This window comes from Streptosporangium sp. NPDC023615 (assembly GCF_040640155.1).
In the GTDB taxonomy this organism is placed as follows: Bacteria; Actinomycetota; Actinomycetes; order Streptosporangiales; family Streptosporangiaceae; genus Streptosporangium.
On the sequence record NZ_JBFABE010000008.1, the window covers coordinates 135,012 to 158,559 of the forward strand.

Genomic DNA, 23,548 nt, shown 5'->3' on the forward strand with positions numbered 1-23,548 from the left:
CGGACCTCCGGGCTCCCGGACGACGTGCCGGCCTGTGTCCTGCCGCCGACGAGGTCCGTGGCGGCCTCGGTTCGCCGATCCCGTGGCGTCGCTAGTCCAGACGAGGATCTCGTTCCCTGATCTCGATGTTCTTGAAGAACATGGATCTCTCGTGCGGGTGGAAATTGGAATTTCTGATGGTCGAACCGACCAGCTTGAGTGACCCGGCGCAGGGGGCGGGGGACGAGATGGAGGCGGAAAACCTCGGTGTGTCGCCCACGATAGGGACATCGGTGAGTACGGCCACCTGGTCGATTCTCATCGTGTGCGACGGCTCGTCCGAAGGAGAGGTTCCGGACTCCGTCCACGCCCACGTCAGCGAGGCTTCGTCGGGGCACGGTCTGTCCGGTGTGAAGATTATCCTGCTACTGAGGAAACGCCGGACGTTCCCGGGATCACCGCCGTCGGCGTCGAGGTCCCCCGTGGCGGGGAGGGTGAAGTCCGAGACGACGGGCGCATCGCCGGAGAGACGATAGCCGAGGGCGCCGAACACTCCGCCGCGATGTTTCACGTCCTTCGGCCGGTGCCCGCCCGTCACCGAGGAAAGGGTCAGATCAACCGTGCTCCCGTAAGCGTCGAGTGTGTGTCTGGCTATTCCGAAAATCGCCGCCGCCAGGCATGCGCCCACGATTATCACGAACATGACAATCGCGCTGTCCTCCTCCATGGAGTCCGAAGGAAGTTTTTTTATGACGACGCGGCGGCGGGGATCCATTGTGGGGGGTTCGCCTTTTGCGGGTTTCGCGTGAACGGCGGTGGCGGTTTCGGGGGAGGGGGTGCGCGCGAGGGCTGCCCGTGGGAGCGGGGCGGCGTTCTCCGTCCCCCCGGGGCCCGAGGACGCCTTGTCTTCCCCGCCCGTCAAGAGCCCGGTGCTCTTCTGCCGTGCGGAGACCTCGTCGACGTCGCTCCGGACGGGTTCACGCCGCCTCTGGTCTTTCTCCGCCTGTCCGCCATGATCGATTCCTGCCGGCTCGCCTGCCACCGAGTACGGAATGTCTTTACTTTACTCGGCGGTGCGTCTCGGGGTGACGGTGAGAAGTCGTCGGTCGTCACCGTTCGCGAGAACGCTCGGCCGATGTCGTTCCCGGGGCGCGCGGTGATCGGTCCACGGCCGACGGACCGTGCGGACGTTTTCCCGCTTCCGGCCGAGCCGCGAACCTGACCGGGGGCGGCACGCGCCGTACCTCCGCGATGCGAAGGGGGCGACATCCGTTCCCGGAGGGCACCCGGCAGGGAGGGTGCGTCCGTCTCCCCTTCGGGGTTCGGCACAATCGCCGGTATGAGTTCACGTCGTGACGGCATGAGCCACCGCGCCCGATGGCCCGGTCTGGCCGCCGCCGCGTGGGGGTTCGTGTTCGCCGTTCCGAGCTTCTACTGGGCCCTGGGCGGTACGGCCGGTGGGATCGCCTTCGTGCTCGCCGCGCGCGCCCACCTGAGGACGGTGGCCGACCGCCGGCACCCCAGGATCGCAGGGATCGTCGGAGGACTCGGCGCACTGGCCCTCTCCGCCGTCGCCCTGATGGCGGGAATCGGGTGAACCGTTCGGCTCGCCGCCGGTCCGGCGCGGCGGGCGCGGGCCGTACGGGCCGGGCGCGCCACCGCATACCGGCCCGCGGCGAACGGCGGCCGCGATCGGTGCCCGGCCCGGTGGCCGAGGGCCGGGCGCGAACCCCCGGTTCAGCGAATATGATCTTGTGGTGAGATCGTCCTGCCGGAGAGCCTCACGCCCGCCTCCCGAAGAGGGCGCGCGCACCCGCATGCCACCTGTGAGCGAAAGGTCCGCGTGGACACCGAACCTGGTCCTGCAGTCGTCCTGATCACCGGCGTGATGGCGTCGGGGAAGTCCACCGTGGCCGACCTCCTGGCCGGGCGGCTGCCCCGGGCCGCCCACGTGCGCGGTGACGTCTTCCGGCGGATGCTGGTCTCCGGAGGGGAGGACCTGCTGCCCGAGGAGACCGCCGAGGCCAGAGCCCAGCTGGAGCTGCGCCACCGGCTGTCCGCGCTCGTGGCCGACGAGTACGCGCACCACGGGTGGACCGCGGTCGTGCAGGACATCGTCCTCGGGGAAGACCTGAGCCGGTATGTCGCCACGGTACGGACACGCCCGTTGTACGTCGTCGTGCTGGCTCCCTCCGCCGCGGTCGTGCGGATCAGGGAGACCGAGCGTCCGAAGACCGGATACGGCCCCTGGACGGTCGACGCCCTCGACCGCGCTCTGCGCGAGGAGACCCCGCGCATCGGGCTCTGGCTGGACACCTCGGAGCAGACACCGGAACAGACGGTCTCGGTGATTCTCGGCAACCTCGCCGCCGCCCGCGTGGAGACCGGCTGACCCGGGGGTGACACCCGGTCCGGCGGGGCGTCCTCCGCCGACCCCCGAGCCTGGGGGCAGAACGACGACCGGGGCCGGGGCCGGTCGCCGGCGACCCCGGGGGAGACGGGGCGTCATGGGGAACCCCCATCCAGGAGGAGGGGTGTCAGTTCGCCCAGGTCGCCGACGGTCGGGCCGGGAGGATCGGCGTACGGCCAGCGGACGTCGAGGCGATTGACCCAGGCGGTGTCCATGCCGGCCCGCCGGGCGGCGTCCACGTCCTCGACGGGGTCGTCGCCGACGTGCAGCACCTCGGCGGGCCCGAGCCCCATCCGGCGCAGGGCGTGGAGGTATATCGCCGGGTCGGGCTTGTGCAGGCCGCACTCGGCCGAGACGACGACCGTGCCGAAGACGCCGTCGAGACCGACCCGGTGGGGACGGGTGTTCCCGTTGGTGACGAGCGCGAGCCGGTAGCGGGAGCCCAGTGCGGCGAGCGCGTCCGGCACGTCCTCGTAGGTCCGCAGCCGCCTCCAGCGCGCCTCCATGTACGTCTCGTACGCCTCCCGGGCGAGACCGGCGTCGGAGATCCCGCACTCGGCGACCGCTCGCCGGAAGGAGGCGAGGCGGATGCTCTCCATGGTCCGTCCCCGGAACTCCTCGCGCCCGGCGACGTGGTCGCGGATCTCGCGGAGCCAGCCGGCGGTCACCGGCCCGCCGGGCCGGCAGGCGCCCGCGCCGCGCAGAAGACGGGCCGCGTCCTCGAGGGCCTGCCGCATCGCGGAGTCGAAGTCCCACAGCGTGCCGTCGCCGTCGAACGAGAGGGCGCCGTAGGAACGCCGAACCCCGGTGGAGCGTGGCGTCGGTGTCATGCCGGTGCGCCCGCCGGGGGCGGGGAGGACTCGCCGGGGGCCGTGACGTGTCCGCCCGGGGCCCGGCGCGCCTCGGCCGCCGCCGCGGCGAGGAGCACGAACGCGCAGCAGGTGTAGAGCGCCGGGTAGTAGGTGAGCGCGCCGCTCGCGGGCGAGGACATCGCGAGCCAGTACGACGACCAGGGACGGGCGAGGCCCCCCATGGAGGCGAACAGCGCGGTCGCCGCCGGTGGCAGCGCGAGCACCGCGACGACCCCGGCCGCCATGGGTGTCCGGTGTCCCGGCCGGCGGCGCAGCAGCGGGACGACCAGGGTCAGGGCGACGCCGAACACGATGGTGACGATGACGTCGGGGGTCCGGGCGGTCGCGTCGCTCAGCGCCTTCGGCACGTAGGGCGGCACGTGGAGGGTCAACGTCATCAGGACCAGGGTCAGGGCCGGCCGTCGTTTCGCCGCCTCCCGGTAGGTGAACATGAGGCCGATGGCGATGCCCGCCGCCGGGGCGGCCCACGGCGCCGTGCCGGACAGGGCCCAGGGCGCCGCCAGGGCCGCGATCATGGCCGTCAGGGCCACCGACCACCGCCAGACGCGGTACGGGAGTCGATCGCGCAGGGGGCGGTGCCGGGGCGGGCGCGGCGAGAGCGCCGCCGCGACCCGTTCCCGCGCGCCGGTGCGCGCCACGTCGGCCAGGTCGCGGACCGGGGTGGGGGAGTCCTCCAGGAGGGCGCGGATCTCGGGCCCGTAGCGGTGCCGCAGGCCGGCCGGGTACAGCAGCAGGACGAGGGTGCGCAGCCGGTCGATCCGGCGTTCCCGGGCGTTCACGCCGTGGCCAGGCGGCGCAGGCCGGTGTGGGCCACGGAGCGCAGGCGTTCCAGCTCCGCCTGTAGCTGACCCCGCCCCCGGGGGGTCAGCTCGTAGGGCCGGCGGCGGCTGTCGTCGGTCTCGTGGGGGGTGATCAGCCCGAGGTCCTCCAGTCGCCGTACGGCGCCGTAGAGGGTGCCGGGCCCGGGACGGCCGCCGGTCAGCGCGGCGATGTCGTCCTGCATGGCGTAGCCGTGCTTCGGGCCGTCCGCGAGGCTGATCAGCACCAGCAGCGCGGGTTCGGAGAACCGGCCCAGTTCGGAGAGAGCCACGGTGACCTCCAGATGACTACTACGTTCTGCGTAGCATCGCAGGACGTAGTAGTGGGTGGCAATCCCCGGTCGCCGTCTCTCGTGCGGGGACCCGGCGGGGTGATCGCCGGGGGCTCCGGAATCCGGGCGACGCGGAGGGTCGTGGATCGTCACCGTCCGTGATGTGGCACGGTGAGGGTACGTCTCGTGAAACGCCCGTGTGCTCCTCGCCGCGAGGGGAGCGGGCAGAGGAGGAGAGGCCATGTCGAAGCCGCCGCTTCCCGAGGAAGCAGTCGTCATGCTGAGGAAGCCGAACCCCGCCGTCATCACGACGTTGCGGTCGGACGGCCAGCCCGTGTCCACCGCCACCTGGTACCTGTGGGACGACGGCCGGATCCTGGTCAACATGGACGGGGCCCGCAAGCGGCTGGACCACATCCGTGACGACCCCCGGGTCACCCTGACCGTGCTCGAGGAGGGCGACTGGTACACGCACGTCAGCGTCATCGGCCACGTCGCCGAGACGCGTGACGACGAAGGGCTGACCGACATCGACCGCCTGGCCAGGCACTACACGGGAAACGACTATCCGCGCAGGGACCGCGCCCGGGTCAGCGCCTGGATCGAGATCGACCGCTGGCACGGCTGGGGCGGCCTCAAGGACAACGACCAGGTCGGCTGACGCCCGTTCACCGCCCGGGCGGGCGGGAGCCCGGCACCGGGCCGGTGCCGGGAGAGGAATGAATCTACAGTGTAAAGGCGCCGGGTCTCCGTAATGAACGACGGCGTGACCGTGCTCGTCCTCCTCGGCCGGGAATCGTGAAACCGTATCCACGGAAAGCGAAAGAGAAGGCCGCGGAAAGGCCGGTGGCAGGGTGGAAAGAATGGCGTTGAAGGCGACCGCGCGCCGTGTTCGGCTGCCTGACGTCACGTGTGCCCTGAGCTCGCCTCACCTCGGAACGGGCGGCGACCGGCGGCCTCCCGTGTCGTGGCCCCGCGGACGGCTTCGCGGTGACGTCAGGCCGAGGTCGTCGCGACGTAGACGGTGTTGGCCGACTCACCACCCGTCAGGTGGTTGGGGAAGGTGACGACGTGCGCCCGCGAGGTCGCGAAGACCTCGGTGAGCAGGGCCTCGAACTCCTCCTCCGGAGGGTCGTCCGACCACAGGGCGAAGACACCGCCGGGGTGCAGGTGCCCGGCGAGCCCGCGCAGGCCCGCCGGGGTGTAGAGGGCGGCGTGGCTGGGGTGCAGCACGTGGCGCGGGGTGTGGTCGATGTCCACCAGGACGGCGTGGAAGCGCCGGCCCGGGGTCTCGGGGTCCAGGCCGGCTTCGGTGGGGACCATCGCGAAGAAGTCACCGTGGACCAGGCGGCAGCGGGAGTCGGCCGTCAGGCGGGCGCCGACCGGCAGCAGCTCCCGCTCGTGCCACTCGATCACCTCGCCGAGCGTGTCCACCACGACGAGCGAGCGCACCCGGGCGTCCTCCAGCACGGCCTGGGCGGTGTACCCGAGCCCGAGCCCGCCCACGGCGACGTCGAGGTCCGTGCCCGGCAGCGCGGCCAGCCCGAGCCGGGCGAGCTCGATCTCGGCCACCGTGAACAGGCTCGACATGAGGAATTCGTCGTTCAGCTTGATCTCGTAGACGTCGACGCCCAGTGAGGGTTCGCGCCTGCGCCGCAGGCTGATGTCGCCGATCGGCGTCGGACGCCAGTCGAGTTCCTCGAAACGCGCGCTCATCGCATCCGTCCGTCTTCGTCGTGGTCGATCCGGTAGGGATCGGCGGTGGCCGGGCTCCGGGCCCGTCCGGCGGGGGAGGTGCGGTCGCTCCTCCGGGTCTCCCCTGTACGGGGCCTGCCATAGAGCATCCCGCACTTCACCGGTCCCGGCGCCCGTCCCGGGCCGGCACGCCGCCCGTCCCGGGACCGGGCCCCGCCGCTTGCCCGGGGCCGGGTACGCCGCCGGGCCGGCCTTGCGGTCCAGGGTCAGTTCAGGAGGGCGCGGGTCTCGGCCAGGAGGTCGCACTGCTCGCGCCAGTCGCCCCCGGCGATTCCCAGGACGACGTGGCGTGCCCCGGCGTCGCGGTAGGCGGCCAGGTGCTCGGCCGCCCGCGCGGGCTCCCCGAGGACGGGCAGCCTCAGGGCCTCCTCCGGCGAGATGCCGTACCCGGCAATGCCCGAGGCGATGGACTCGCGGGTGGGCAGGCCCGGCCCCGAGCCGAGGGCCCCGGTGGCGCCGACGGTGACGGACGGTCCCGGCCGTCCGTGGGAGGCGGCGAGCTCGGCCAGCCTGGCCCGGCCCGAGGCCACCTCGGCCGGCGGGACCATCGAGGGGAACCAGCCGTCCCCGTACCGCGCCGCCCGGCGCAGGGCCACCGCCGACGCGTTGCCGACCCAGATGGGCGGTACGGTCACGGCCGGGTCGAGCCGTACCTCCCCGGGCTGGTCCGCCAGGGTGACGGTCTCCCCGGCGAGCAGCCGGGGCAGCAGTTCCAGGGCGGTGTCGGTGCGCCTGCCGCGCTCGCCGTAGGGCACGCCGGCCGCGGCCCACTGCCCGGCCCCGCCGCCGGACCCCACGCCCAGGACGAGCCGGTCGCCCGAGACGTGCTGCAGGCTCGCGACCTGCTTGGCCGTCCAGGCCAGGGGGCGGATCGCGGGGACGAACACGCTCGCCCCGATCCGGATCCGTGTCGTGGCCGACGCCGCGACGGCCAGTGCCACGGCGCAGTCCAGCGACGGCGCGCCGGTGGCCAGGTGGTCGCCGTGCCAGACGCCGTCCAGCCCGGTGTCCTCGGCGTGCCGGGCGGCGGTGGCCAGGTCGAGCCGCTGCTCCCGCTGGACGGTGACGGACGGCAGGATCACTCCGATGTTCATGGGGGCATCCTCGGACCTGAAGTTCGCTTGAGGTCAACCCGGGACGGTCCGGTTCGGAGGGCTCAGCGCCGGGGGGAGCGGCGCGGCCTGGCGGGGCCCCCGTCCGAGGTGCGGTCGGAGGTGCGGTCGGAGGCGCCGGCCGGGGTGCGGTCGGGAGCGTCGCCCGGGACGTCGTCGGGGGTCAGCTCCTGGACGAGCCGGCAGGGGCCGTTCGCCGGGTCCAGGGCGTCGGCTCCGGCGGCCAGCCTGCGCAGCAGCTCCCGGAACACGGGGCGGTCGGCCGGGTCCAGCGGGGACAGGACGTGCTCCTCGGCGTGCTCCAGCCTGGTCTGCGCGTCGGACCAGGTCGCCCGGCCCCGTTCGGTGGCGACGACGCGTTTGTTGCGCCGGTCGGCGGGGTCGGGGCGGCGCTCGACCAGACCGGCCTTCTCCAGGTCGTCGAGCAGGTACGTCATGACGGTCTTGTCGACGCCGAGCCGCTGGGCGAGCGCTCCCTGGCCGCCGGGCAGCCCCTGGGTCGCCGCGGCGAGCACCTGGTAGCCGCGCGGGCCGCCGGGGAGGTGCTCGACCAGCGCGTTCACCGTCCTGACGTAGGAGCGGAAGACCACCCCGAGCGTCCAGCCCAGGTCGCCGTCCAGGGCGCCGGTGGTCTCCGCGCCGGGACGCGGTGTCGCGGGCGTGTCGGACGGGTCAGGGGTCGCGGGCGGGCCGGGCGTGGCGGGCATGGCAGGCACGGCGGGCATACGGCCAGGCTAGCAGGACCTGCGGTTCAGGAGACCTTCTGTTTGACAATTCATCTGCTTTACATACGATCTGTCGAACCGAAGTGTCGCGATCCGCGCACCCGAGACGACGCACCAGGAGAGACATGGCCGACCACGGGCACGAGCTGCTGTTCGGGACCTTCCTGACGCCGGTGGCCGCGCGGGCCGACAGGGTCGTCGCGCTCGCCCAGCTCACCGAGCAGGCCGGCCTGGACCTGGTGACCGTGCAGGACCACCCGTACCAGGCGCGGTTCCTCGACACCTGGACGTTGCTGTCGGTCGTCGCCGCGCGCACCTCCACGGTCCGGGTGTCGCCGAACGTGGCGAACCTGCCCCTGCGCCCGCCCGCCGTGCTGGCCCGGAGCGTCGCGACCCTGGACGTCCTCAGCGGCGGGCGCGTCGAGCTCGGGCTCGGGGCCGGAGCCTTCTGGGACGGCATCGCCGCCCTGGGCGGCCCCCGGCTGACCGCGGCCGAGGGGGTCGACGCGCTGGAGGAGGGCATCGGGATCATCCGGGCCCTCTGGGCGGAGGGGGGAGCGTCGGTGAGGATCGACGGCCGCCACCACCGCGTGCACGGAGCCCATCCCGGCCCGGCGCCCGCCCATGACGTCGGGATCTGGGTGGGGGCCTACAAGAGGCGGATGCTCGGCCTCACCGGGAGGCTCGCGGGCGGCTGGCTGCCCAGCAGCGCCTACGCGGCCCCGGAGACCCTCGCCGCCATGAACGCGGCCATCGACGAGGCCGCGCTGGCCGCGGGACGCTCGCCCGCCGACGTGCGGCGGCTGTACAACGTCTCCGGCACCTTCACCGGTTCCGGCGGCGCCTTCCTGCAGGGGCCCGCGGACGTCTGGGTCGAGCAGCTCGCCGAACTCACCCTGGAGGAGGGGATGAGCGCCTACATCCTGGCGAGCGACGACCCCGACGACATCCGGCGTTTCGCGGCCGAGGTCGTCCCCGGCGTACGCGAGCTCGTGGAGGCCGAGCGGGCACTGCGGGACCCGTCCGCCGCCGACCGCCCGGGGACGGCCGGCGCCGCGGACCGTCCCGGGACCCTCGGTGTCGTCACGTCGACCGGAGGCGACGCGGGGGGCGCGGGGAACCCCGGGAGCGCGGTGCCCGCGCTGGGGGTCACGCCGACCCCGGACGACGGCGTCCGGCTCGCCGGCGTCCGGGTCTGGGACGAGAGCACCCGCCCGACCGGCCCCGCCCCCGACCCGGATCGCACGTACACCCCGCGCGAGCAGGCGTCCGGGCGCCATCTCGTCGACGTCCACGACCACCTGCGGCAGGAGCTCGCCGAGGTGCGGCGGCTGGTCGAGCAGGTCACCGGCGGTTCCATGGATCCCGGCGCGGCGCGCTCGCACATCAACACCATGACGATGCGGCAGAACAACTGGACGGTCGGCACCTACTGCGAGTCCTACTGCCGTGTCGTCACCACCCACCACACCATCGAGGACCAGAGCCTCTTTCCCGGTCTGCGCCGCGCCGACAGCAGGCTGGTGCCCGTCATCGACCGCCTGGAGCAGGAGCACCACGCCATCCACGAGGTCCTGGAGGGCGTCGACCGGGCGCTGGTCGCCTTCGTCTCCGGCCCGGACGGCCGGGCGGCCCTGCGCTCGGCCGTGGACCTGCTGAGCGACACGCTCCTGTCCCACCTGTCGTACGAGGAGAGGGAGCTCGTCGAGCCGCTGGCCAGGCTGGGAATCCTCTGAGAATCCTCCGGGACGGCCGGGGCCGGTCAGGACACGTCGGCGGTCAGTCGCCTGCGGAAGACCCAGTACGACCATGCCTGGTAGCCCAGTACGAACGGCAGCGCGATCAGCCCGATCCAGGTCAGCACGCCCAGCGTGTACGGGCCCGAGGCGGCCTCGGCGACGGTGAGCCCGGGCAGCGGGGCCGGCCACAGGGCGCCGAACAGGGCGGCGGAGGCCAGCGCGATCGAGGAGGCGGTGGCGGCGAACGCCCAGCCGTCCCGGCCGCGCCAGGTCAGCGCGATCCCGGCGGCCAGCGCCGCCATCGCGACGAGCGCGGCGGCCCACAGCCAGGAGGCGGCCGCCGGTGCGGTGCCCTCCGTACCCGAGACGGGGATGTTCGACAGCGCGAACACCGCGGCGGGCAGGGCCACCCCGGCGGCGACCACGGCGGCGCGCCGGGCGCGGGAGCGGACCGGCCCGGAGGTCTTCAGCGCGACGAACACCGCGCCGTGCAGCACGCAGAGCGAGAGCGAGAACACCCCGCCGACGACGGCGGCCGTCGCGCTGCCCCGCAGCAGGTCGGCGAAGACGGCGCCCCACAGGAAGGCCGGGAGCGCGCTGCCGGCCAGCACCCCCAGGTCGCACCAGGCGCGGTCGGAGGCGTGGTGGACCTTGGCCCGCCACTCCAGGCCGACGCCCCGCACGATCAGCCCGACCAGGATCAGCAGGATCGGCAGGTAGAAGGAGCTGAGCATCCCGGCGTACCAGGCGGGGAAGGCGGCGAACATGGCGCCGACCGCGGTGATCAGCCAGACCTCGTTGCCGTCCCAGACCGGGCCGATCGTGCCCAGGACCTGCTTGCGTTCGGCCTCGTTCCCGGCAAGGGCCCGCACCAGCATGCCCACACCGAAGTCGAAGCCCTCGAGCACGAAGTAACCGGTCCACAGGAACGCGATGAGCGCGAACCAGAGGGTGGTGAGTTCCATGTCGTTGCCTGCCCTCGCCTCTCGCTGCCTGTCGTTTCCCGTTGTCGCGTGTCGCCGTCCGCCGCCGGCCTCAGTACATGAGGGTCGGCTGGAGCCGGGGGTCGGCGGGCGCGGCGCCGTCGCCGGTGGGCGGTGCCGACGCCGGGGCGGGGACGGCCGCCGGGGCGGCGGGCTCGGGTCCCGCCTTGACGTGCCGGACGAGCAGGACGGCCTCGGCCAGTGCCAGCACGCCGTACAGGGCGGTGAAGACCGCCAGTGAGATCGCCACCTCGGTCACGCCGACCCCCGGCGAGACGCTCGCGGCGGTGAGCAGCTCGCCCTGGACGGTCCAGGGCTGCCGGCCGATCTCGCTGAGCAGCCAGCCGGCGATCATCGCGACGGTGGGCAGCGGCAGCGCGAGCACGCAGGCGCGGGCGAACCAGGCGGGGACCGGGCGGGGCGGGCGAGGGTCGCGGCGGCGCTTGCGGGTCGACCAGAGGCCGAGTACCGACAGGCCCACCGCGGACAGGCCGAAGCCGATCATCACACGGAAGGACCAGAAGATCACCGGCAGGTCGGGGCGGTAGTCGGCGGGGCCGAATCGCTCCGCGAAGCCGGCCTGGAGGTCCTCGGTGCCCTGGACCACGGCGGACGGGTCGCCGGTGGCCAGGAAGCTGAGGAGCCGGGGCACCTCCACGCCGGGGACGACGGAGAACGGCGCGCCGGCGGTGTCGTGCCGGAGTCCCTCGGCCGCGGCGAGCTTCATCGGCTGCTGCTCGTACAGCAGCTTGGCCGACATGTCCCCGCTCCCGGCGACCAGGGCGCCGGCGATCGCGGTCATCACCAGCGCGGCCCGCATCGGGGTCCGCCAGATGCTCGTGCCGCCCCCGGCCCCGCTCCCGCTCCCGGTCGCGCGTCGTTCCCGGAGCAGGTGGTGGCCGCAGACCGCCAGCACGAAGCCGCCGGCGACCACGAAGGCCGCCGCGATCACGTGCGGCACCTGGGCGAGCGCGGTGGAGTTGGTGAGCACCGCCCACAGGTCCGTCATCCTGGCCTTGCCGTCGACCACCTCGTAGCCGACCGGGTGCTTCATCCAGGCGTTGGCCGCGAGGATGAAGTACGCCGACAGGTTGGACCCGATGACCGCGGCCCAGATCGTGGCCAGGTGGACGCCCCGGGGAAGCCTGTCCCACCCGAAGATCCACAGGCCGATGAAGGTCGACTCCAGGAAGAACGCGAGCAGGGCCTCCAGTGCCAGCGGGGCGCCGAAGACGTCGCCGACGAAGATCGAGTACTCGCTCCAGTTCATGCCGAACTGGAACTCCTGCACGATGCCGGTGACCACGCCCATCGCGAAGTTGATCAGGAAGAGCTTCCCGAAGAACTTGGTGAGCCGCAGGTAGTGCTCCTTGCCCGTGCGGTACCAGGCGGTCTGCAGACCGGCCACGAAGACGCCGAGACCGATCGTCAGGGGCACGAACAGAAAGTGGTACACGGTGGTCACCCCGAACTGCCACCGTGCCAGGTCTAGTGCGTCCATCGTCCCCTCGCGATTCCCCTCGCGGGCCTTAAGCTCTACAGCCGGTAGTGCTACTTCTAGTAGTACTACGACTTGTAGAGCAATGGTGCGGGGTGGCGCCGCGAGCTGCTGCGATCTTCGTCACACGGTCCGGTCCGAGACCGCACTTCCCGGACGGACCAAGATCGTCCTCTTGCCCGCGGCGCCGGTCGTCCCCGTGCCGGCCGGGGGTTTCCCGCCCCCGCGCCCCCGGTGGGCGGACGCCCCCCGTGCGGGGCGCCCCCGGCCGCCCCCGTCGGGCGGACGGCTCCATGGTGCGGCGGGCGGCCCCTCGGGGGCGTCCCTCTCCCGGGGGATTCGCGGGTACGCCGGTCGGCGGACCCGCGAGCGCGTACCGCCCGCCCCGGGCCGCCCGGAGCCGTCACGGAGCCACGGCGTCACGGCGTCACGGCGTCACGGCCGGGCGGGGCCGCCCGCGTGTCCCGCCCGTCCGGAGCCGTCATGGCCGGGCGGGGCCGCCGAAGGGTCCCACCCGGAGCGGTCACGGCAACGGTGTCATGGCGGCGGTGTCATGCGCTGGCGGCGCAAACGCCTCGCAAGTATCTCGTAAGGAGCTGTAAGCGGCGATATGCCGACCTGCAAGGACTCGTCCGTAGAAATGAACCACTCCAGGGGGAGACCGGCAGGAGCCGGTCCGGGGAGGTAAGAGGAGAAATCATGATCAAGAAGATGGCCACCGTCCTGCTGACCACCGCGGCCCTCGGCGCCGCCGCGCTCGCCGCGCCGGCCACCGCGAACGCCGCGACCGCGTCCGCGCCCGTGGCGGCCGTGACCGCCCAGACCGGTTACGGCTACGACTACAGCGAGAACTGGGGTCACTACTTCTCGTCCAACCACAGCGCCAAGAGCCGCGGCTGGATCGGCGTCGACTGGGACCACCACCAGAAGTGGAACCGGGTCGACGTCAAGGGCAAGCTGTACGACCTCGACCACCGCACGTACAAGCAGGGCGGCAAGTGCGCCTACGTGAAGTTCGAGGTCCACCACTTCGGGGACAAGGACTACGAGTGGTACGACGGCAAGTCCTACCGCTACTGCGGCGCCGGTGGCGCCAAGCACTTCGCCTTCGGCAAGCACAAGGTCGACGGCGTCCGCGTCAAGGTCTGCCAGATCGGCCTGCACTCCTCCCACGCCACCAGGTGCGGTGACTGGGAGTACCTCTACACCGCCGAGAGCGAGTGATCGCACATGCCCGGACGGCCCGCCCCCCGCACGGAGGGGGCGGGCCGTCCGCCGTTCCGTCCCGGGCCGCCGTCCCGGGCCGCCGTCCCGGTCCGGCGGCAGTTCCGGCACGTTCCGGTCCGATCCGGCGGGCCGGTCTAGCGGAGCGCGGCCCGCAGGTACGCGTGCAGGTTGCCGAGCTCGAAACCCCGGCGCTCGATCTTGGCGACCAGGATCGCGAAGTCGCGCGCGAGGTTCGGCCGGAAGTGCAGCAGCAGCACGTCACCGGGGCGGAGCCTCTTGTCGGGTACCTGGTAGGCGATCTTCCCGCCCGGCTGCACCGTCGCGGTCCAGAGCAGGAGCGCGTCGATGCCGCAGGACCCGGCGGCCCGCCGGGTCCGGGTGTCGTGGTTGCCGAACGGCGGGCGGAACAGCGCGGGCGCGGCGCCGGTATGCCTGCGGATCAGCCGGGAGGCGCCGCAGATCTCGGCCCTCTGCTCCCGGTAGCCGAGCGCCGGCAGGTTCGGGTGGGTCAGCGTGTGGTTCTCGATCGTCGCCCCGGCGTCGCGCAGGTCGCGCACGTACCGCCAGGTGCCCGCGCTCGGGAACCTGCCGCCCCGCGCGGTCGGGTCGGCCGCGCCCCTGCCCTCCACGGCGTCGCGGGTGACGAAGGCCGCCACCGGGATCCGCCGGTCGCGGACCTGCGCCACGAAGCCGGGGTCCTGCTCCCACCCGTCGTCGATGGTCAGGAAGACGACCTTGCGCCGGGTGGGGACGGAGGTGATCACCGGGGGCAGGCCGTCGCCGGGGCGGGCGATCCTGCCCACCTCGCCCGGCCTGGGCGTCACCCCCGGCGGCCCGGACGGCTCCGGCCCGGACGCCGGGTCCCGGGGAGAGGCCGAGGCGCCCCCGGAGGAGCCCGGCGCCGGCCCCGCGGCGCCGTCGGTCCCGCGCCCGCCGTCCCCTCCGGTCGCGCACCCGGCGCCCGTCACCAGAACCGTGATCACCGCCGCCATCCTGATCGTCCGGTACGTCCCCGATGTCATGGGCGACCATCCTGCCAGCGACCGGCGCCCCTGTCGGCCGTACCCGCAACCCCGCCGGCCGTACGCGGGAAGGCGCCCGGCGCGGTCGTCCGCCGATGAGCGCTTGATCGCGGCGGTCGCCGGGGTAGGGTCAGCACTACCACGAGCCGGGGTGAGAGCGGGGGTCCGCCGGCGGGACGACCACGAGATCCTGAGACGGTCGTCCTGTTCGGTTGACGCTGATCCGTGGCGCTGCCGGCCGATCTGATCATGTCGATCCATCCGGCACATCTGAGGAGAAGCGTGTCCAACTCAACCGCGATCGAAGACGAGGGCCTTCCCGTCGTCCCCGGAACCGGTGAACGAGGCAGCGATTTCGCCCGTCTGTCGCGTCAGATCGTCCAGGCGGGGCTGCTGGACCGGCGGCCCGTCTACTACGCCGTACGGCTGGCACTGGTGACGGCTGCCTTCGTCGGCGGCTGGGTGGCCTTCTTCGCCGTCGGTGACTCCTGGTACCAGATGGTCGTCGCCGTCGTCCTCGCCGTGGTGTTCGCGCAGATCGGGCTCGTCGCCCACGACCTGGCCCACCGCCAGGTCTTCCGCTCCCGCCGTTCCAGCGAGATCGCCGGGCTGGTGGCCGGGAACCTCGCCATCGGCATGAGCTACGGCTGGTGGATGGAGAAGCACACCCGCCACCACGCCAACCCCAACCACGAGGACCACGACCCCGACGTCTCCCCCGACGTCCTGCTCTGGTCGCGTGAGCAGGCGGCCGAGAGCAAGGGGCTGCCCAGGGTGCTGGGCCGCTGGCAGGCGTTCCTGTTCTTCCCGCTGCTCACGCTCGAGGGATTCAACCTGCACGTCTCCAGCGTCCGCGCCCTGCTGCGCCCGGGGACCAAGCACCGCGCGGTGGAGGCCTCGCTCCTGGGCCTGCACGCCGTCCTGTACCTGGGCGCGCTGTTCGCGGTGCTCTCCCCGGGCAAGGCCGTCGCCTTCCTGCTGCTGCACCAGGCGGTCTTCGGTGTCTACCTGGGCTGCACCTTCGCGCCCAACCACAAGGGGATGCCGATGCTCAGGGGCGAGGACAAGCTCGACTTCCTGCGGCGTCAGGTGCTCACCTCGCGCAACGTGCGGGGCGGCCACGTCCTGGACGTCGTGCTGGGCGGGCTCAACTACCAGATCGAGCACCACCTGTTCCCCAGCATGCCCATGCCCAACCTGCGCCGCGCGCAGCCGATCGTCCGGGCCTACTGCGAGGAGCTGGGCGTGGACTACCTGGAGTCCGGGGTGATCAGCTCGTACGCGCAGGCGCTGCGTCACCTGCACGAGGTGGGCGAGCCGCTCCGGGCGCGTACCGCCCCCGCGTCCGGCTGACCCCCCGGCGGCGGCACTGACAACGGCGGGCCGGTCCGGCGGGCAGATGTTGCTGTTATCCGACCGCCCGCCGATTGCCTAGGGTGCTTGGTGTGAAGCTCGCAGGCAGTGCCGTGCTCGGCATCGACAGAGACCGCGTGTGGTCAGCGCTCCAGGACCCGGCCGTGCTCGTGCGCACGATCCCCGGCTGCGAGCGCCTGGAGGAGACGGCGCCGGACACCTACCGGATGACCGTCACCGCGGGAGTCGCCTCCATCAAGGGCGTCTACCAGGGTGAGGTGGCGCTCTCCGAGCCCCGGCCCCCCGAGCGGTTCGTGCTCAGGGCGCGGGGCCAGGGCGCCCCCGGCACCGTGGAGGCCACGGTGGAGATCCGCCTCAGCGAGGTCGAGGGCGGCACCCGGGTCGACTACGACGCCGAGGCCGTGATCGGGGGCATGATCGGCGGTGTCGGGCAGCGCATGCTCGGCTCCGTCGCCAAGAGGACGGCGGGGGACTTCTTCTCGGCCGTCGAGAGCCACCTGATCGCCGCGCAGACCTCCGCCTCCGCCTCCGCCTCCGCCCCCGTCCCCGCTCTCGCTCCCGTCCTCGCGGGGACCGGCCGGGCCGTGACGAACGGCACGCCGTCCGGTGTCCCCGCTGTCCCCGCTGTCCCCGCCGGGCCGGACGCGGACGGCGCGGCCGGGCCCGGACCCGTCCCCGCCGCCCCGGGCGCACGCGTCTTCGACCGCCCCGCCGACCGCCCCGCCGACCGGGCCAGGACCGGGGCGCCCCCCTGGTCGCTCCTGGCCGCGTTCGGCATGGGCGCCGGTGTCGCGCTCGGCAGCGCGGTGATCGGCTGGCTGCTCGGACGCTCCCGCGGTGGCGCTCGCACCTGAGGATCTCCCGGCGTACCGTGTCGGTATGCGTGAGGGACGTGCGGAGGACGCGAGGACCGAGGCCAGACGACTGATCCGGGACCTGCTGGGCGAGGAGCGGCCGGAGGCGGCCCTGCTGCTGCGCCAGGCGGAGGAGGCGCTTGGTGCCGACCGCGTCGCGCGCGCGGTCGAGCTCGCCCGGGGCGCCCCCCTCACCCGCAGGTCCACCGAGCTCGCCGCGGTGGCCGCCCTCCTGGTCGGCACGCGCGAGCTGGGCGAGACGTGGTGGCGACGCGAGCGCGGCGGCAAGCTGCCCGCGCCCGACGAGGTGCTCCAGACCTCCACCGCCGTCGATCCGTGGACCGACCTGACCGTCCTGGAGATGCTCGCCGCCTGGATCGCCGACGACGTCGCCGACCAGGCGTGGGGAGGCGCGTCGGCCGTCACCGACCTCAACTCCTGGCAGGCCGAGGACCGGGTCCGGTTGCCCGCCGACGCGTCGCCAGGTGCGCGGATCGTGGTCTCCTTCGACGCCGGGGGCAGGCTCGACGCGGTGGTCGTACGCCGTCCTGACGGCTCCCTGGGCTCCGACCTCGACTTCGACTCCCTGCGCTACTCCCGTCCGGCCGAGGCCCAGTGGAGCTGGGGGGTGGCGGCGGGGCTGGGGCCGCACCGGCTGGACGAGCGTCCCGACCCGTACGAGCAGCCGGTCGACGGCGAGGCCGCCGCGACCCTGCACGCCTGGGCGCTGCGGCACGGAGCCTCCACCGCGCAGGCCGGTGACGCATGGCGGACCAGGGGCGACGTCATCGCCGCCATCGAGCGGATCGACTGGATGTGGCGCAGCGGCGAGTGGTTCGCCTGGTGGCGGGGGGTCTCCGCGCTGATCGACGGCGAGCCCGAGCAACTGGCCGCCCGCCTCGCCGAGATCGCCGACACCCGCTAGCGGGATCCGGACATGGGGCAGATGAGCGAGACCGATCCGCACGTCCATGTCGAGCAGGGGGCGGTGCAGGCCGGTGCCGGCTTCCGCAATGCGATCGTCTCGATGCTGGGGCTCGTACCCGACGCGCCGAGTGTCGTCACCACCGGTTGCGGGATCCAGGTGCCCTACGCGATGACCTCTCCCCACCCGGAGAGCGTCACCTGTCTCGCCTGCCGGGAACACGCCTGCCGGGAGCACCTGAGCTACGCCGAGCAGGTGGAACGTCTGAGCCGGATGCCCGGCGCGCCCTTCACCGGCGACCAGGTGGCCAGAGCCGCGCGATGGGCGCGGGATCGCGCGAAGAGGTTCTCCGGTTAGGACCGTTCGGGCTCGGCCGTCGCGGCCGCGGGCACGGCACGTGTGTCGTTTGCACCTGTCAGGCGCGGGTGTGATGCTGTGCCCATGCGCAACCCTCATGATCGGCGGGTGAGGCCCGGCGGTCCCGCCCCCGGCCAGGCGGGGCCCGCGCTGTTCGCGCTGGTCCGCCACTGGTCACGGCGATGGCCCCAGCAGGCCGCCGGTGACGGCGCCGAGAGCGGGCACGTCTCGCGCGTCGTGATCGTCGACGTCATCGGTGGCTCCGGAGCCACCGGAGCCACCGGTGACCTCGGTGATGTCGGTGACGCCGGCGGCACCGGAGGGGACGCCGGCGCCCGGGGGGCGGACGGCACCGGGGCCGGCCGGGCCGATCGGGCGGCGCGCGTCGGGGTGCGGGACGTCGCCGAGGCGCTCGGGGTGGACCGCTCCGTCGCCAGCCGCATGGTCGCCGACGCGGTGGCCGCCGGCCTGGTCCGGCGCGGCACCCTCGAAGGGGACGCCCGCCACGCCGACCTCGTGCTGACCGCGTCCGGCCGCGAGCTGCTGACCGCCGCCCGCCGCTGGCAGAACGAGAGGTTCGACTCCTTCACCGCGGACTGGCCGGCGGAGGACAGGGAGGTCTTCGCCAGGCTTCTCGTTCGTTTCGTCGCGAACGCCACCGCGCCCCGGGGGTGAGCGGGCGCCGATCCCGGCGTCCCCGGTGCCCGGTCGCGGGGCGCGTCAGCAAAGATCTCCCTTCGGCCCGGTGGCCCGGGGACTCCGCCCTTTCCGGCGCCTCCCGGGCTCCCCAGCCCGGAGATTCCTCCCTCTTCCTGGTAATTCGCCCCACGAGGGGAAGGTCTGTCCTGAACGACGGTGCCGACCGGACGGACGGCGGTACCGGCCGAACGGCGGCACTCGGCGGGAACCGGAGGACCCGGCCCGTACGAGCACGCGACAGGAGTTCCTCACGATGCGTCAGATCCGAATCCGCAAGCGCTCGCGGCGCCCCGCCCGGGTCACGCTGGATCTGCGGACCCCGTCGGGGCGGCTGCTGCCCTACTGAGACCGGCCCCGCTGAGCCCGGGACACGCCGGCCGCCTCGGAGGAGGCGCCGACCGGCCGGCCCAGTTCGCCGGAGCGGTGGTGGCGCCGGCACAGGACCTGGTAGCGGATCTGGTCCGCCCCGGTGTCGCCGATGACGACCTGCTCACCGGTACGGGCCATCGTCCCTCCGACCACCCGGGCGTTCAGGTGACCGGGACGCCCGCACCAGCACAGGACCTCGACCTGGAGACGGTTGATCTCGTCGGCCAGCTCGAACAGCCGCTGGGCGGCGGGGAACATCCGCGAGCGGAAGTCGGACGCCAGCCCGAAGGCGTACACGTCCACGCCGTGATGATCGGTGAGGTCGGCGAGCTGCTCGATCTGCTCGACCGTGTAGAAGCACGCCTCGTCGCAGATGACGTAGTCGACGGGCTCGTGCGCCCGGACCAGGGCCACCAGGTCGAGGTCGTCGACCACCTCGACCGCGTCGCTCCCCAGGCCGATCCTGCTGGTGATCTGGGGACCGCCCGAGCGGTCGTGCTTGGTCAGCACCAGGCCGCGCCTGCCCTGCCGCCCGTGGTTGTAGTTCATCTGCAGGGCCAGCGTGGACTTGCCGCAGTCCATCGGGCCGAAGTAGAAGCGCAGCACCCCGTCCCGCGAACCGGCGGGGACGGGGGAGAGGGCGGACGGTTCGATCACGGGGCGCCAGCCTAGTGCCCCGGCCCGTGCCCCCGCCCCCGGAGGGCGGGCGATCAGAGCTCGCCGCTCTCGATCGCCTCCTTGAGCCCGGCCTGCGTCCGCCGGTGGGAGGAGACGCCGTTCGTCACCGTGAAGTCGATGAGCAGGACGCTCGCCTCGAAGACGAGGTGCTCGGTGACCCGGGTGCGCCCGTCGCCCAGGTCCTCGAAGGAGATCCTCTGGTGCGTGACGACGTTCGGCAGGGTCCAGGTGTCGGTCTCGTAGAAGAGCTCGTCGCGGTGGAGGCGCTGCTGCGCGTGGGTCTCGGAGGAGACGGGCACGCCGGCGACCGGGACGTCCTCGACGGCCGTGAGGTCGACGAGCCGGACGCCGTTCTCGGTCCGGTCCCGGTGGGTGAGGACCCGCCGCAGGAACGGGTGGATGCCGAGGTGGTTCTCGATGTCGGAGTAGGCGTCGAACACCTGTTCCGCCGGAGCGTCGATATCGATGGAGATGTCGCGTTCGACCCGGCTCCGTCCGGTGATCGGCAGCGGGGCGGTCAGGCACTCGTAGAACCGGTAGGTGTCCCACGCGGCCTGCCAGCGTGCGGCGGCCAGCGGGTCGGTCTCGGCCTGGGCGGGCGCCGGCAGAACGGTCAGGAGGAGCAGCGCGGCCGACAGCGGCGCCACGAGGAGCCGGAGGAGTCGAAGGGGCTTTGTCATGGAAGCTCCCGGAGACGTCGGAAGTGATCACATGTCTTCTATCCTGTCCGGTCGTGATCCGGTACCGCGGGCGCGGATTGTGATCGCGATGTTTCCTTGGTGTCCCCGTCGTTCCCGTCGTCCCCGTCGTCGCCGTCCCCCTTGTCCCTCTCGTTCCCCCTGTCTTCCGGCGTTCCGTACGGGACTCCGGCGGGACGGACGCCCTGCCCGGGGCGCTCCCCGGCCGGTACGGCCCGACTTGGCTTGGCGGTGAAAAGCGTGGGAGATTCCTTCTGGCCTATCGAAAAGTGGGAGAACCTGTGACGACCACCAACAACTCCGCTCCGCCCCTCGGTAAGACCCCGGCCACCGTGATTCAGGGCCCCTCGGGGTCCTCCGGCGCGGAGACGGCGGGGATACCCACAGCGCTCGCGGTGATGATGTCCGAGGACGAGGCCGTCGCCGCCCGGGCCGAGGCCGCACGCTGGCGGTACGGGTTCTACGTCGTCGTCATGGGCCTCGTGGTCATCCTGGTCGGCTTCGTGGTGATCGCGTTCCGCAACGGGGAGACGGCCGCGCCGTTCGCCGGCCTGGTCGGGGTCTCCGGGGCGATCATCGGCGCCTACTTCGGCGTGCAGGTCGGCCAGTCGGGCAAGGACCGGGTCGAGGCCGAGCTGCGCCGTACGAACGAGATGGCCATCCGGCTGGCCGCCAAGGTCCACGCGCACGACGCCGACGCGGTGATCAACACCACGATGGGCCCCCGCCGCCGATAGGTCCGCCGACAGGTTCACCGGCGGGGTCGCCGGCGGGCCGGCGCCAACACTGCCCAATGACCGGGTGCAGCTTCGGCAGGGTCCGCCGATTTGCCGGGTCGTCCGGACTGGGTAGACACGGGGGATGCGCAGCGTCCGTATCGGGGTCGACACCGGAGGCACGTTCACCGACGTGGTCGCGGTGGACGAGCAGACCGGTGAGATCACCACGACCAAGACACCCTCCACCCCCGCCAACCCGGCCGACGGGTTCATGGAGGGGGTGCGGAAGGTCCTGCGGAAGGCGGCCGGAGCCGGACGGGACACCGGGGCGGTCACGGGAACGGGAACGGGTGAGGCCGCGGGGACCGGCCCGGACGCGGGGACGGATCCGGGCACGGGGACGGGGACGGGGACGACCGGGCCGGACCTGAGGGCCGTGTCGGCCGTCGTGCACGGCACCACGGTCGCCACGAACCAGCTCCTCGAGGATCGCATCGCCGATCTGGGCTTCGTCACCACCGAGGGCTTCGAGTTCATCCTGGAGATCGCCCGCCAGAGCGTGCCGGACGGCTACGGCAACTCCTACTTCTGGGTGAAGCCGCCCCGCATCGTCCCGGTGCACCGGGTCAGGACCGTCGGCGGGCGCCTGGACCACACCGGGGCCGAGGTGCGGCCGTTCGACGAGGCGCAGGCCGCCGAGGCGGCCCGATGGTTCCGCGAGCGGGGCATCACCGCGATCGGGGTCTGCTTCCTGCACTCCTACGCCAACCCCGCGCACGAGCAGCGCATGCGGGAGGTCCTCGAGAGGGAGCACCCGGACGCCGTGGTCTCGATCTCCTCCGACGTGCTGCGCGAGTACCGCGAGTACGAGCGGTCGGTCACCACGCTGGTCGACGCCGCGGTCAAGCCGACCATGCGCCGCTACATCGCCAACCTGGCCGAACGCCTGGAGGAGGCGAGCCGCTCCCGGGAGGCGGCCGGGACCGCGGGCGAGGACGGGGAAGAGGCCCCGGACGCGGGAGAGGCCCAGGGCTGGGAAGGGGCTCAGGACGGGCAGGGAGGCGGGAGCGGGACCGAGGGCGGCCGGGCGCGCGGCCCGGCGGGGATGCCCTTCTCCGTCATGAAGAGCAACGGCGGCGTGCTCTCCGCCGCCGAGGTCGTACACCAGCCGATCACCACCGTGCTGTCCGGCCCGGCGGCGGGCGCGCTCGGCGCCGCGCTGATCGCCGGCACCGCCGGCCACCCCTCGGTGATCACCCTCGACGGCGGCGGCACCTCCACCGACGTCGCCGTGGTCGTGGACGGGGAGCCGTCGCTGACCACCGAGGGCAACGTCGGCCGCTACCCCTGCAAGATCCCGATGATCGACATCGTCACGGTCGGCGCGGGCGGAGGGTCCGTGGCGTGGATCTCCCCCGAGGGGACCCTGAAGGTGGGGCCCAGGTCGGCGGGGGCCGACCCCGGCCCGCTCTGCTACGGCCGGGGCGGCACCGAGGTCACCGTCACCGACGCGCACGTCTTCCTCGGCCGCGTCCCGCCGCACCTGCTCGGCGGGGAGATCCCGCTCGACGCGGACGCCGCCCGGAAGGGGATCGAGGAGCTCGCCGGAAGGATCGGGCTGACCCCCGAACGGGCCGCCGCGGGCGTCCTGGAGATCAGCGCGTTCAACCAGTCGAACGCCATCCGCCAGATCACCGTCAAGCGGGGCCTGGACGTGCGGGACTTCCCCATGGTCGCCTTCGGCGGCTCGGGGCCGCTGCTGGTCTGCAGGCTGATCGACATCCTCGGCCTGCCGTCGGTGATCGTCCCGTCCGACCCGGGCAACGTCTCGGCGTTCGGGCTGCTCACCGTGGACGTCAAGAACGACTACGTGCGCACCTTCGTCACCCGCGACCTCTCCCTGGAGACCGCTGCGGAGATCTTCGGGGAGCTGGAGGGCCGGGCCGCCTCCGCCCTGGACCGTGAGGGCTTCCCCGCCACCGAGCACGTCCACGCCCGCAGCGCCGACCTGCGCTACTACGGCCAGGCCTACGAGGTCAGGGTGCCCGCCCCGGCCGGCCCGCTGGACGAGGCGTGGCGGGCCGAGGTGCTGGAGCGTTTCCACACCGAGCACCGCAAGCTCTACGGGTACGGCTACCGCGACGATCCCCGTCACGGGGTGGAATGGGTCAACCTTCGCGTCTCGGGCATCGGCCCGATCACCCGGCCCGTGCTCGCCCGCAGGCCGGCCGGCACGGGACGCCCCGAGCCGGCGGCCTCCCGCGAGGTCTTCTACGACGCGTGGGGACCGGTCCCGGTCCATCGCCGCTCCGGCCTGCCCGCCGGGGCGGAGATCGCGGGACCGGCGGTCATCGAGGAGTACGGGTCCACGCTCCCGCTGCACCCCGGTTTCACCGCGACCGTCGACGCGTTCGGGAACCTGGAGGTGCGCCGTGCGGCGGACCCGGCCCGGTGAGAGGGAGA

Annotated in this window: 24 protein-coding genes; 12 read left to right on the plus strand and 12 right to left on the minus strand. The window is 73.0% G+C overall.

The genetic code is table 11. From position 1 onward, the window contains the following. Window positions 1–91 precede the first annotated feature (91 nt). Window positions 92–1,021: a hypothetical protein gene (locus AB0G16_RS09290; RefSeq protein WP_362801150.1), complete on the minus strand. Its 930-nt coding sequence runs from the start codon at window positions 1,019–1,021 to the stop codon at window positions 92–94. A gap of 297 nt (window positions 1,022–1,318) precedes the next feature. Here AB0G16_RS09290 and AB0G16_RS09295 point away from each other — a divergent pair, with 297 nt between their 5' ends. Together AB0G16_RS09295 and AB0G16_RS09300 are read left to right on the plus strand one after the other, a co-directional pair. After that, window positions 1,319–1,576: a hypothetical protein gene (locus AB0G16_RS09295; RefSeq protein WP_362801153.1), complete on the plus strand. Its 258-nt coding sequence runs from the start codon at window positions 1,319–1,321 to the stop codon at window positions 1,574–1,576. 246 nt (window positions 1,577–1,822) lie between these two features. After that, window positions 1,823–2,371: an AAA family ATPase gene (locus AB0G16_RS09300; RefSeq protein ID WP_362801156.1), complete on the plus strand. Its 549-nt coding sequence runs from the start codon at window positions 1,823–1,825 to the stop codon at window positions 2,369–2,371. Between the two features lie 113 nt (window positions 2,372–2,484). Here AB0G16_RS09300 and AB0G16_RS09305 read toward each other — a convergent pair whose 3' ends face one another. Genes AB0G16_RS09305 through AB0G16_RS09315 form a run of 3 tightly spaced genes read right to left on the minus strand, consistent with a single transcriptional unit; the run spans window position 2,485 to window position 4,351 of the window. After that, entirely contained in the window at window positions 2,485–3,219 is a 735-nt protein-coding gene (locus AB0G16_RS09305) for an HAD family hydrolase (RefSeq protein ID WP_362801159.1), read from the minus strand. Next, window positions 3,216–4,040, minus strand: coding sequence for a hypothetical protein (locus tag AB0G16_RS09310; RefSeq protein WP_362801162.1), 825 nt, complete (start codon window positions 4,038–4,040; stop codon window positions 3,216–3,218). The genes AB0G16_RS09305 and AB0G16_RS09310 overlap by 4 nt, the downstream gene beginning before the upstream one ends. Then, window positions 4,037–4,351 (minus strand): PadR family transcriptional regulator, encoded by a 315-nt coding sequence (locus AB0G16_RS09315; RefSeq protein WP_362801165.1) that lies wholly within the window; start codon window positions 4,349–4,351, stop codon window positions 4,037–4,039. The genes AB0G16_RS09310 and AB0G16_RS09315 overlap by 4 nt, the downstream gene beginning before the upstream one ends. A 241-nt stretch (window positions 4,352–4,592) precedes the next feature. Here AB0G16_RS09315 and AB0G16_RS09320 point away from each other — a divergent pair, with 241 nt between their 5' ends. Beyond that, a complete protein-coding gene (locus AB0G16_RS09320; RefSeq protein WP_362801168.1) occupies window positions 4,593–5,012 on the plus strand; it encodes a PPOX class F420-dependent oxidoreductase in 420 nt (139 codons plus the stop codon). 335 nt (window positions 5,013–5,347) lie between these two features. Here AB0G16_RS09320 and AB0G16_RS09325 read toward each other — a convergent pair whose 3' ends face one another. From AB0G16_RS09325 to AB0G16_RS09335, 3 genes are all read right to left on the minus strand, one after another. Further along, window positions 5,348–6,067, minus strand: coding sequence for a spermidine synthase (locus AB0G16_RS09325; RefSeq protein ID WP_362801171.1), 720 nt, complete (start codon window positions 6,065–6,067; stop codon window positions 5,348–5,350). Between the two features lie 245 nt (window positions 6,068–6,312). Further along, window positions 6,313–7,200, minus strand: a complete 888-nt coding sequence (locus AB0G16_RS09330) for an LLM class flavin-dependent oxidoreductase (protein ID WP_362801174.1) — start codon at window positions 7,198–7,200, stop codon at window positions 6,313–6,315. A 62-nt stretch (window positions 7,201–7,262) separates the two neighbouring features. Beyond that, the gene (locus AB0G16_RS09335; protein ID WP_362801178.1) at window positions 7,263–7,943 is read right to left on the minus strand and encodes a MarR family winged helix-turn-helix transcriptional regulator; all 681 of its coding nucleotides are present in this window, start codon (window positions 7,941–7,943) and stop codon (window positions 7,263–7,265) included. A 125-nt stretch (window positions 7,944–8,068) separates the two neighbouring features. On the opposite strand from AB0G16_RS09335, the gene AB0G16_RS09340 reads away from it, so the two are divergent. Beyond that, window positions 8,069–9,679 carry an LLM class flavin-dependent oxidoreductase gene (locus AB0G16_RS09340; protein ID WP_362801181.1) on the plus strand — a complete coding sequence of 537 codons (1,611 nt, stop codon included), beginning with the start codon at window positions 8,069–8,071 and terminating at the stop codon, window positions 9,677–9,679. 26 nt (window positions 9,680–9,705) lie between these two features. On the opposite strand, the gene cydB is transcribed toward AB0G16_RS09340, so the two are convergent. Further along, entirely contained in the window at window positions 9,706–10,647 is a 942-nt protein-coding gene (cydB, locus tag AB0G16_RS09345) for a cytochrome d ubiquinol oxidase subunit II (protein WP_362801184.1), read from the minus strand. Window positions 10,648–10,717: 70 nt separating this feature from the next. Beyond that, window positions 10,718–12,166 (minus strand): cytochrome ubiquinol oxidase subunit I, encoded by a 1,449-nt coding sequence (locus AB0G16_RS09350; RefSeq protein ID WP_362801186.1) that lies wholly within the window; start codon window positions 12,164–12,166, stop codon window positions 10,718–10,720. A gap of 696 nt (window positions 12,167–12,862) precedes the next feature. Between AB0G16_RS09350 and AB0G16_RS09355 the strand changes: the two genes are divergently transcribed. Next, the gene (locus AB0G16_RS09355) at window positions 12,863–13,387 is read left to right on the plus strand and encodes a hypothetical protein (protein ID WP_362801189.1); all 525 of its coding nucleotides are present in this window, start codon (window positions 12,863–12,865) and stop codon (window positions 13,385–13,387) included. 137 nt (window positions 13,388–13,524) lie between these two features. Here AB0G16_RS09355 and AB0G16_RS09360 read toward each other — a convergent pair whose 3' ends face one another. Next, complete coding sequence (locus tag AB0G16_RS09360) at window positions 13,525–14,412, minus strand: polysaccharide deacetylase family protein (RefSeq protein ID WP_362801192.1); 888 nt, start codon at window positions 14,410–14,412, stop codon at window positions 13,525–13,527. 393 nt (window positions 14,413–14,805) lie between these two features. Between AB0G16_RS09360 and AB0G16_RS09365 the strand changes: the two genes are divergently transcribed. The 5 genes from AB0G16_RS09365 (at window position 14,806) to AB0G16_RS09385 (ending at window position 18,597) form a co-directional block, all read left to right on the plus strand. Then, window positions 14,806–15,765 (plus strand): acyl-CoA desaturase, encoded by a 960-nt coding sequence (locus tag AB0G16_RS09365; protein ID WP_362801312.1) that lies wholly within the window; start codon window positions 14,806–14,808, stop codon window positions 15,763–15,765. Window positions 15,766–15,857: 92 nt separating this feature from the next. Next, on the plus strand, window positions 15,858–16,640 hold the full coding sequence (locus AB0G16_RS09370; RefSeq protein ID WP_362801195.1) for a carbon monoxide dehydrogenase subunit G: 783 nt from the start codon (window positions 15,858–15,860) through the stop codon (window positions 16,638–16,640). Between the two features lie 25 nt (window positions 16,641–16,665). Further along, on the plus strand, window positions 16,666–17,565 hold the full coding sequence (locus tag AB0G16_RS09375) for a hypothetical protein (RefSeq protein WP_362801198.1): 900 nt from the start codon (window positions 16,666–16,668) through the stop codon (window positions 17,563–17,565). A gap of 21 nt (window positions 17,566–17,586) precedes the next feature. Further along, a complete protein-coding gene (locus AB0G16_RS09380) occupies window positions 17,587–17,922 on the plus strand; it encodes a hypothetical protein (protein WP_362801201.1) in 336 nt (111 codons plus the stop codon). 84 nt (window positions 17,923–18,006) lie between these two features. After that, window positions 18,007–18,597, plus strand: coding sequence for a MarR family winged helix-turn-helix transcriptional regulator (locus tag AB0G16_RS09385; RefSeq protein WP_362801204.1), 591 nt, complete (start codon window positions 18,007–18,009; stop codon window positions 18,595–18,597). Between the two features lie 363 nt (window positions 18,598–18,960). Here AB0G16_RS09385 and AB0G16_RS09390 read toward each other — a convergent pair whose 3' ends face one another. After that, on the minus strand, window positions 18,961–19,647 hold the full coding sequence (locus AB0G16_RS09390; RefSeq protein WP_362801206.1) for a thymidine kinase: 687 nt from the start codon (window positions 19,645–19,647) through the stop codon (window positions 18,961–18,963). 53 nt (window positions 19,648–19,700) lie between these two features. Beyond that, the gene (locus AB0G16_RS09395; protein ID WP_362801209.1) at window positions 19,701–20,348 is read right to left on the minus strand and encodes an SRPBCC family protein; all 648 of its coding nucleotides are present in this window, start codon (window positions 20,346–20,348) and stop codon (window positions 19,701–19,703) included. A 299-nt stretch (window positions 20,349–20,647) separates the two neighbouring features. On the opposite strand from AB0G16_RS09395, the gene AB0G16_RS09400 reads away from it, so the two are divergent. Beyond that, window positions 20,648–21,103 carry a hypothetical protein gene (locus AB0G16_RS09400; RefSeq protein ID WP_362801212.1) on the plus strand — a complete coding sequence of 152 codons (456 nt, stop codon included), beginning with the start codon at window positions 20,648–20,650 and terminating at the stop codon, window positions 21,101–21,103. 124 nt (window positions 21,104–21,227) lie between these two features. Beyond that, window positions 21,228–23,540 carry a hydantoinase/oxoprolinase family protein gene (locus AB0G16_RS09405; protein ID WP_362801215.1) on the plus strand — a complete coding sequence of 771 codons (2,313 nt, stop codon included), beginning with the start codon at window positions 21,228–21,230 and terminating at the stop codon, window positions 23,538–23,540. Window positions 23,541–23,548 lie beyond the last annotated feature (8 nt).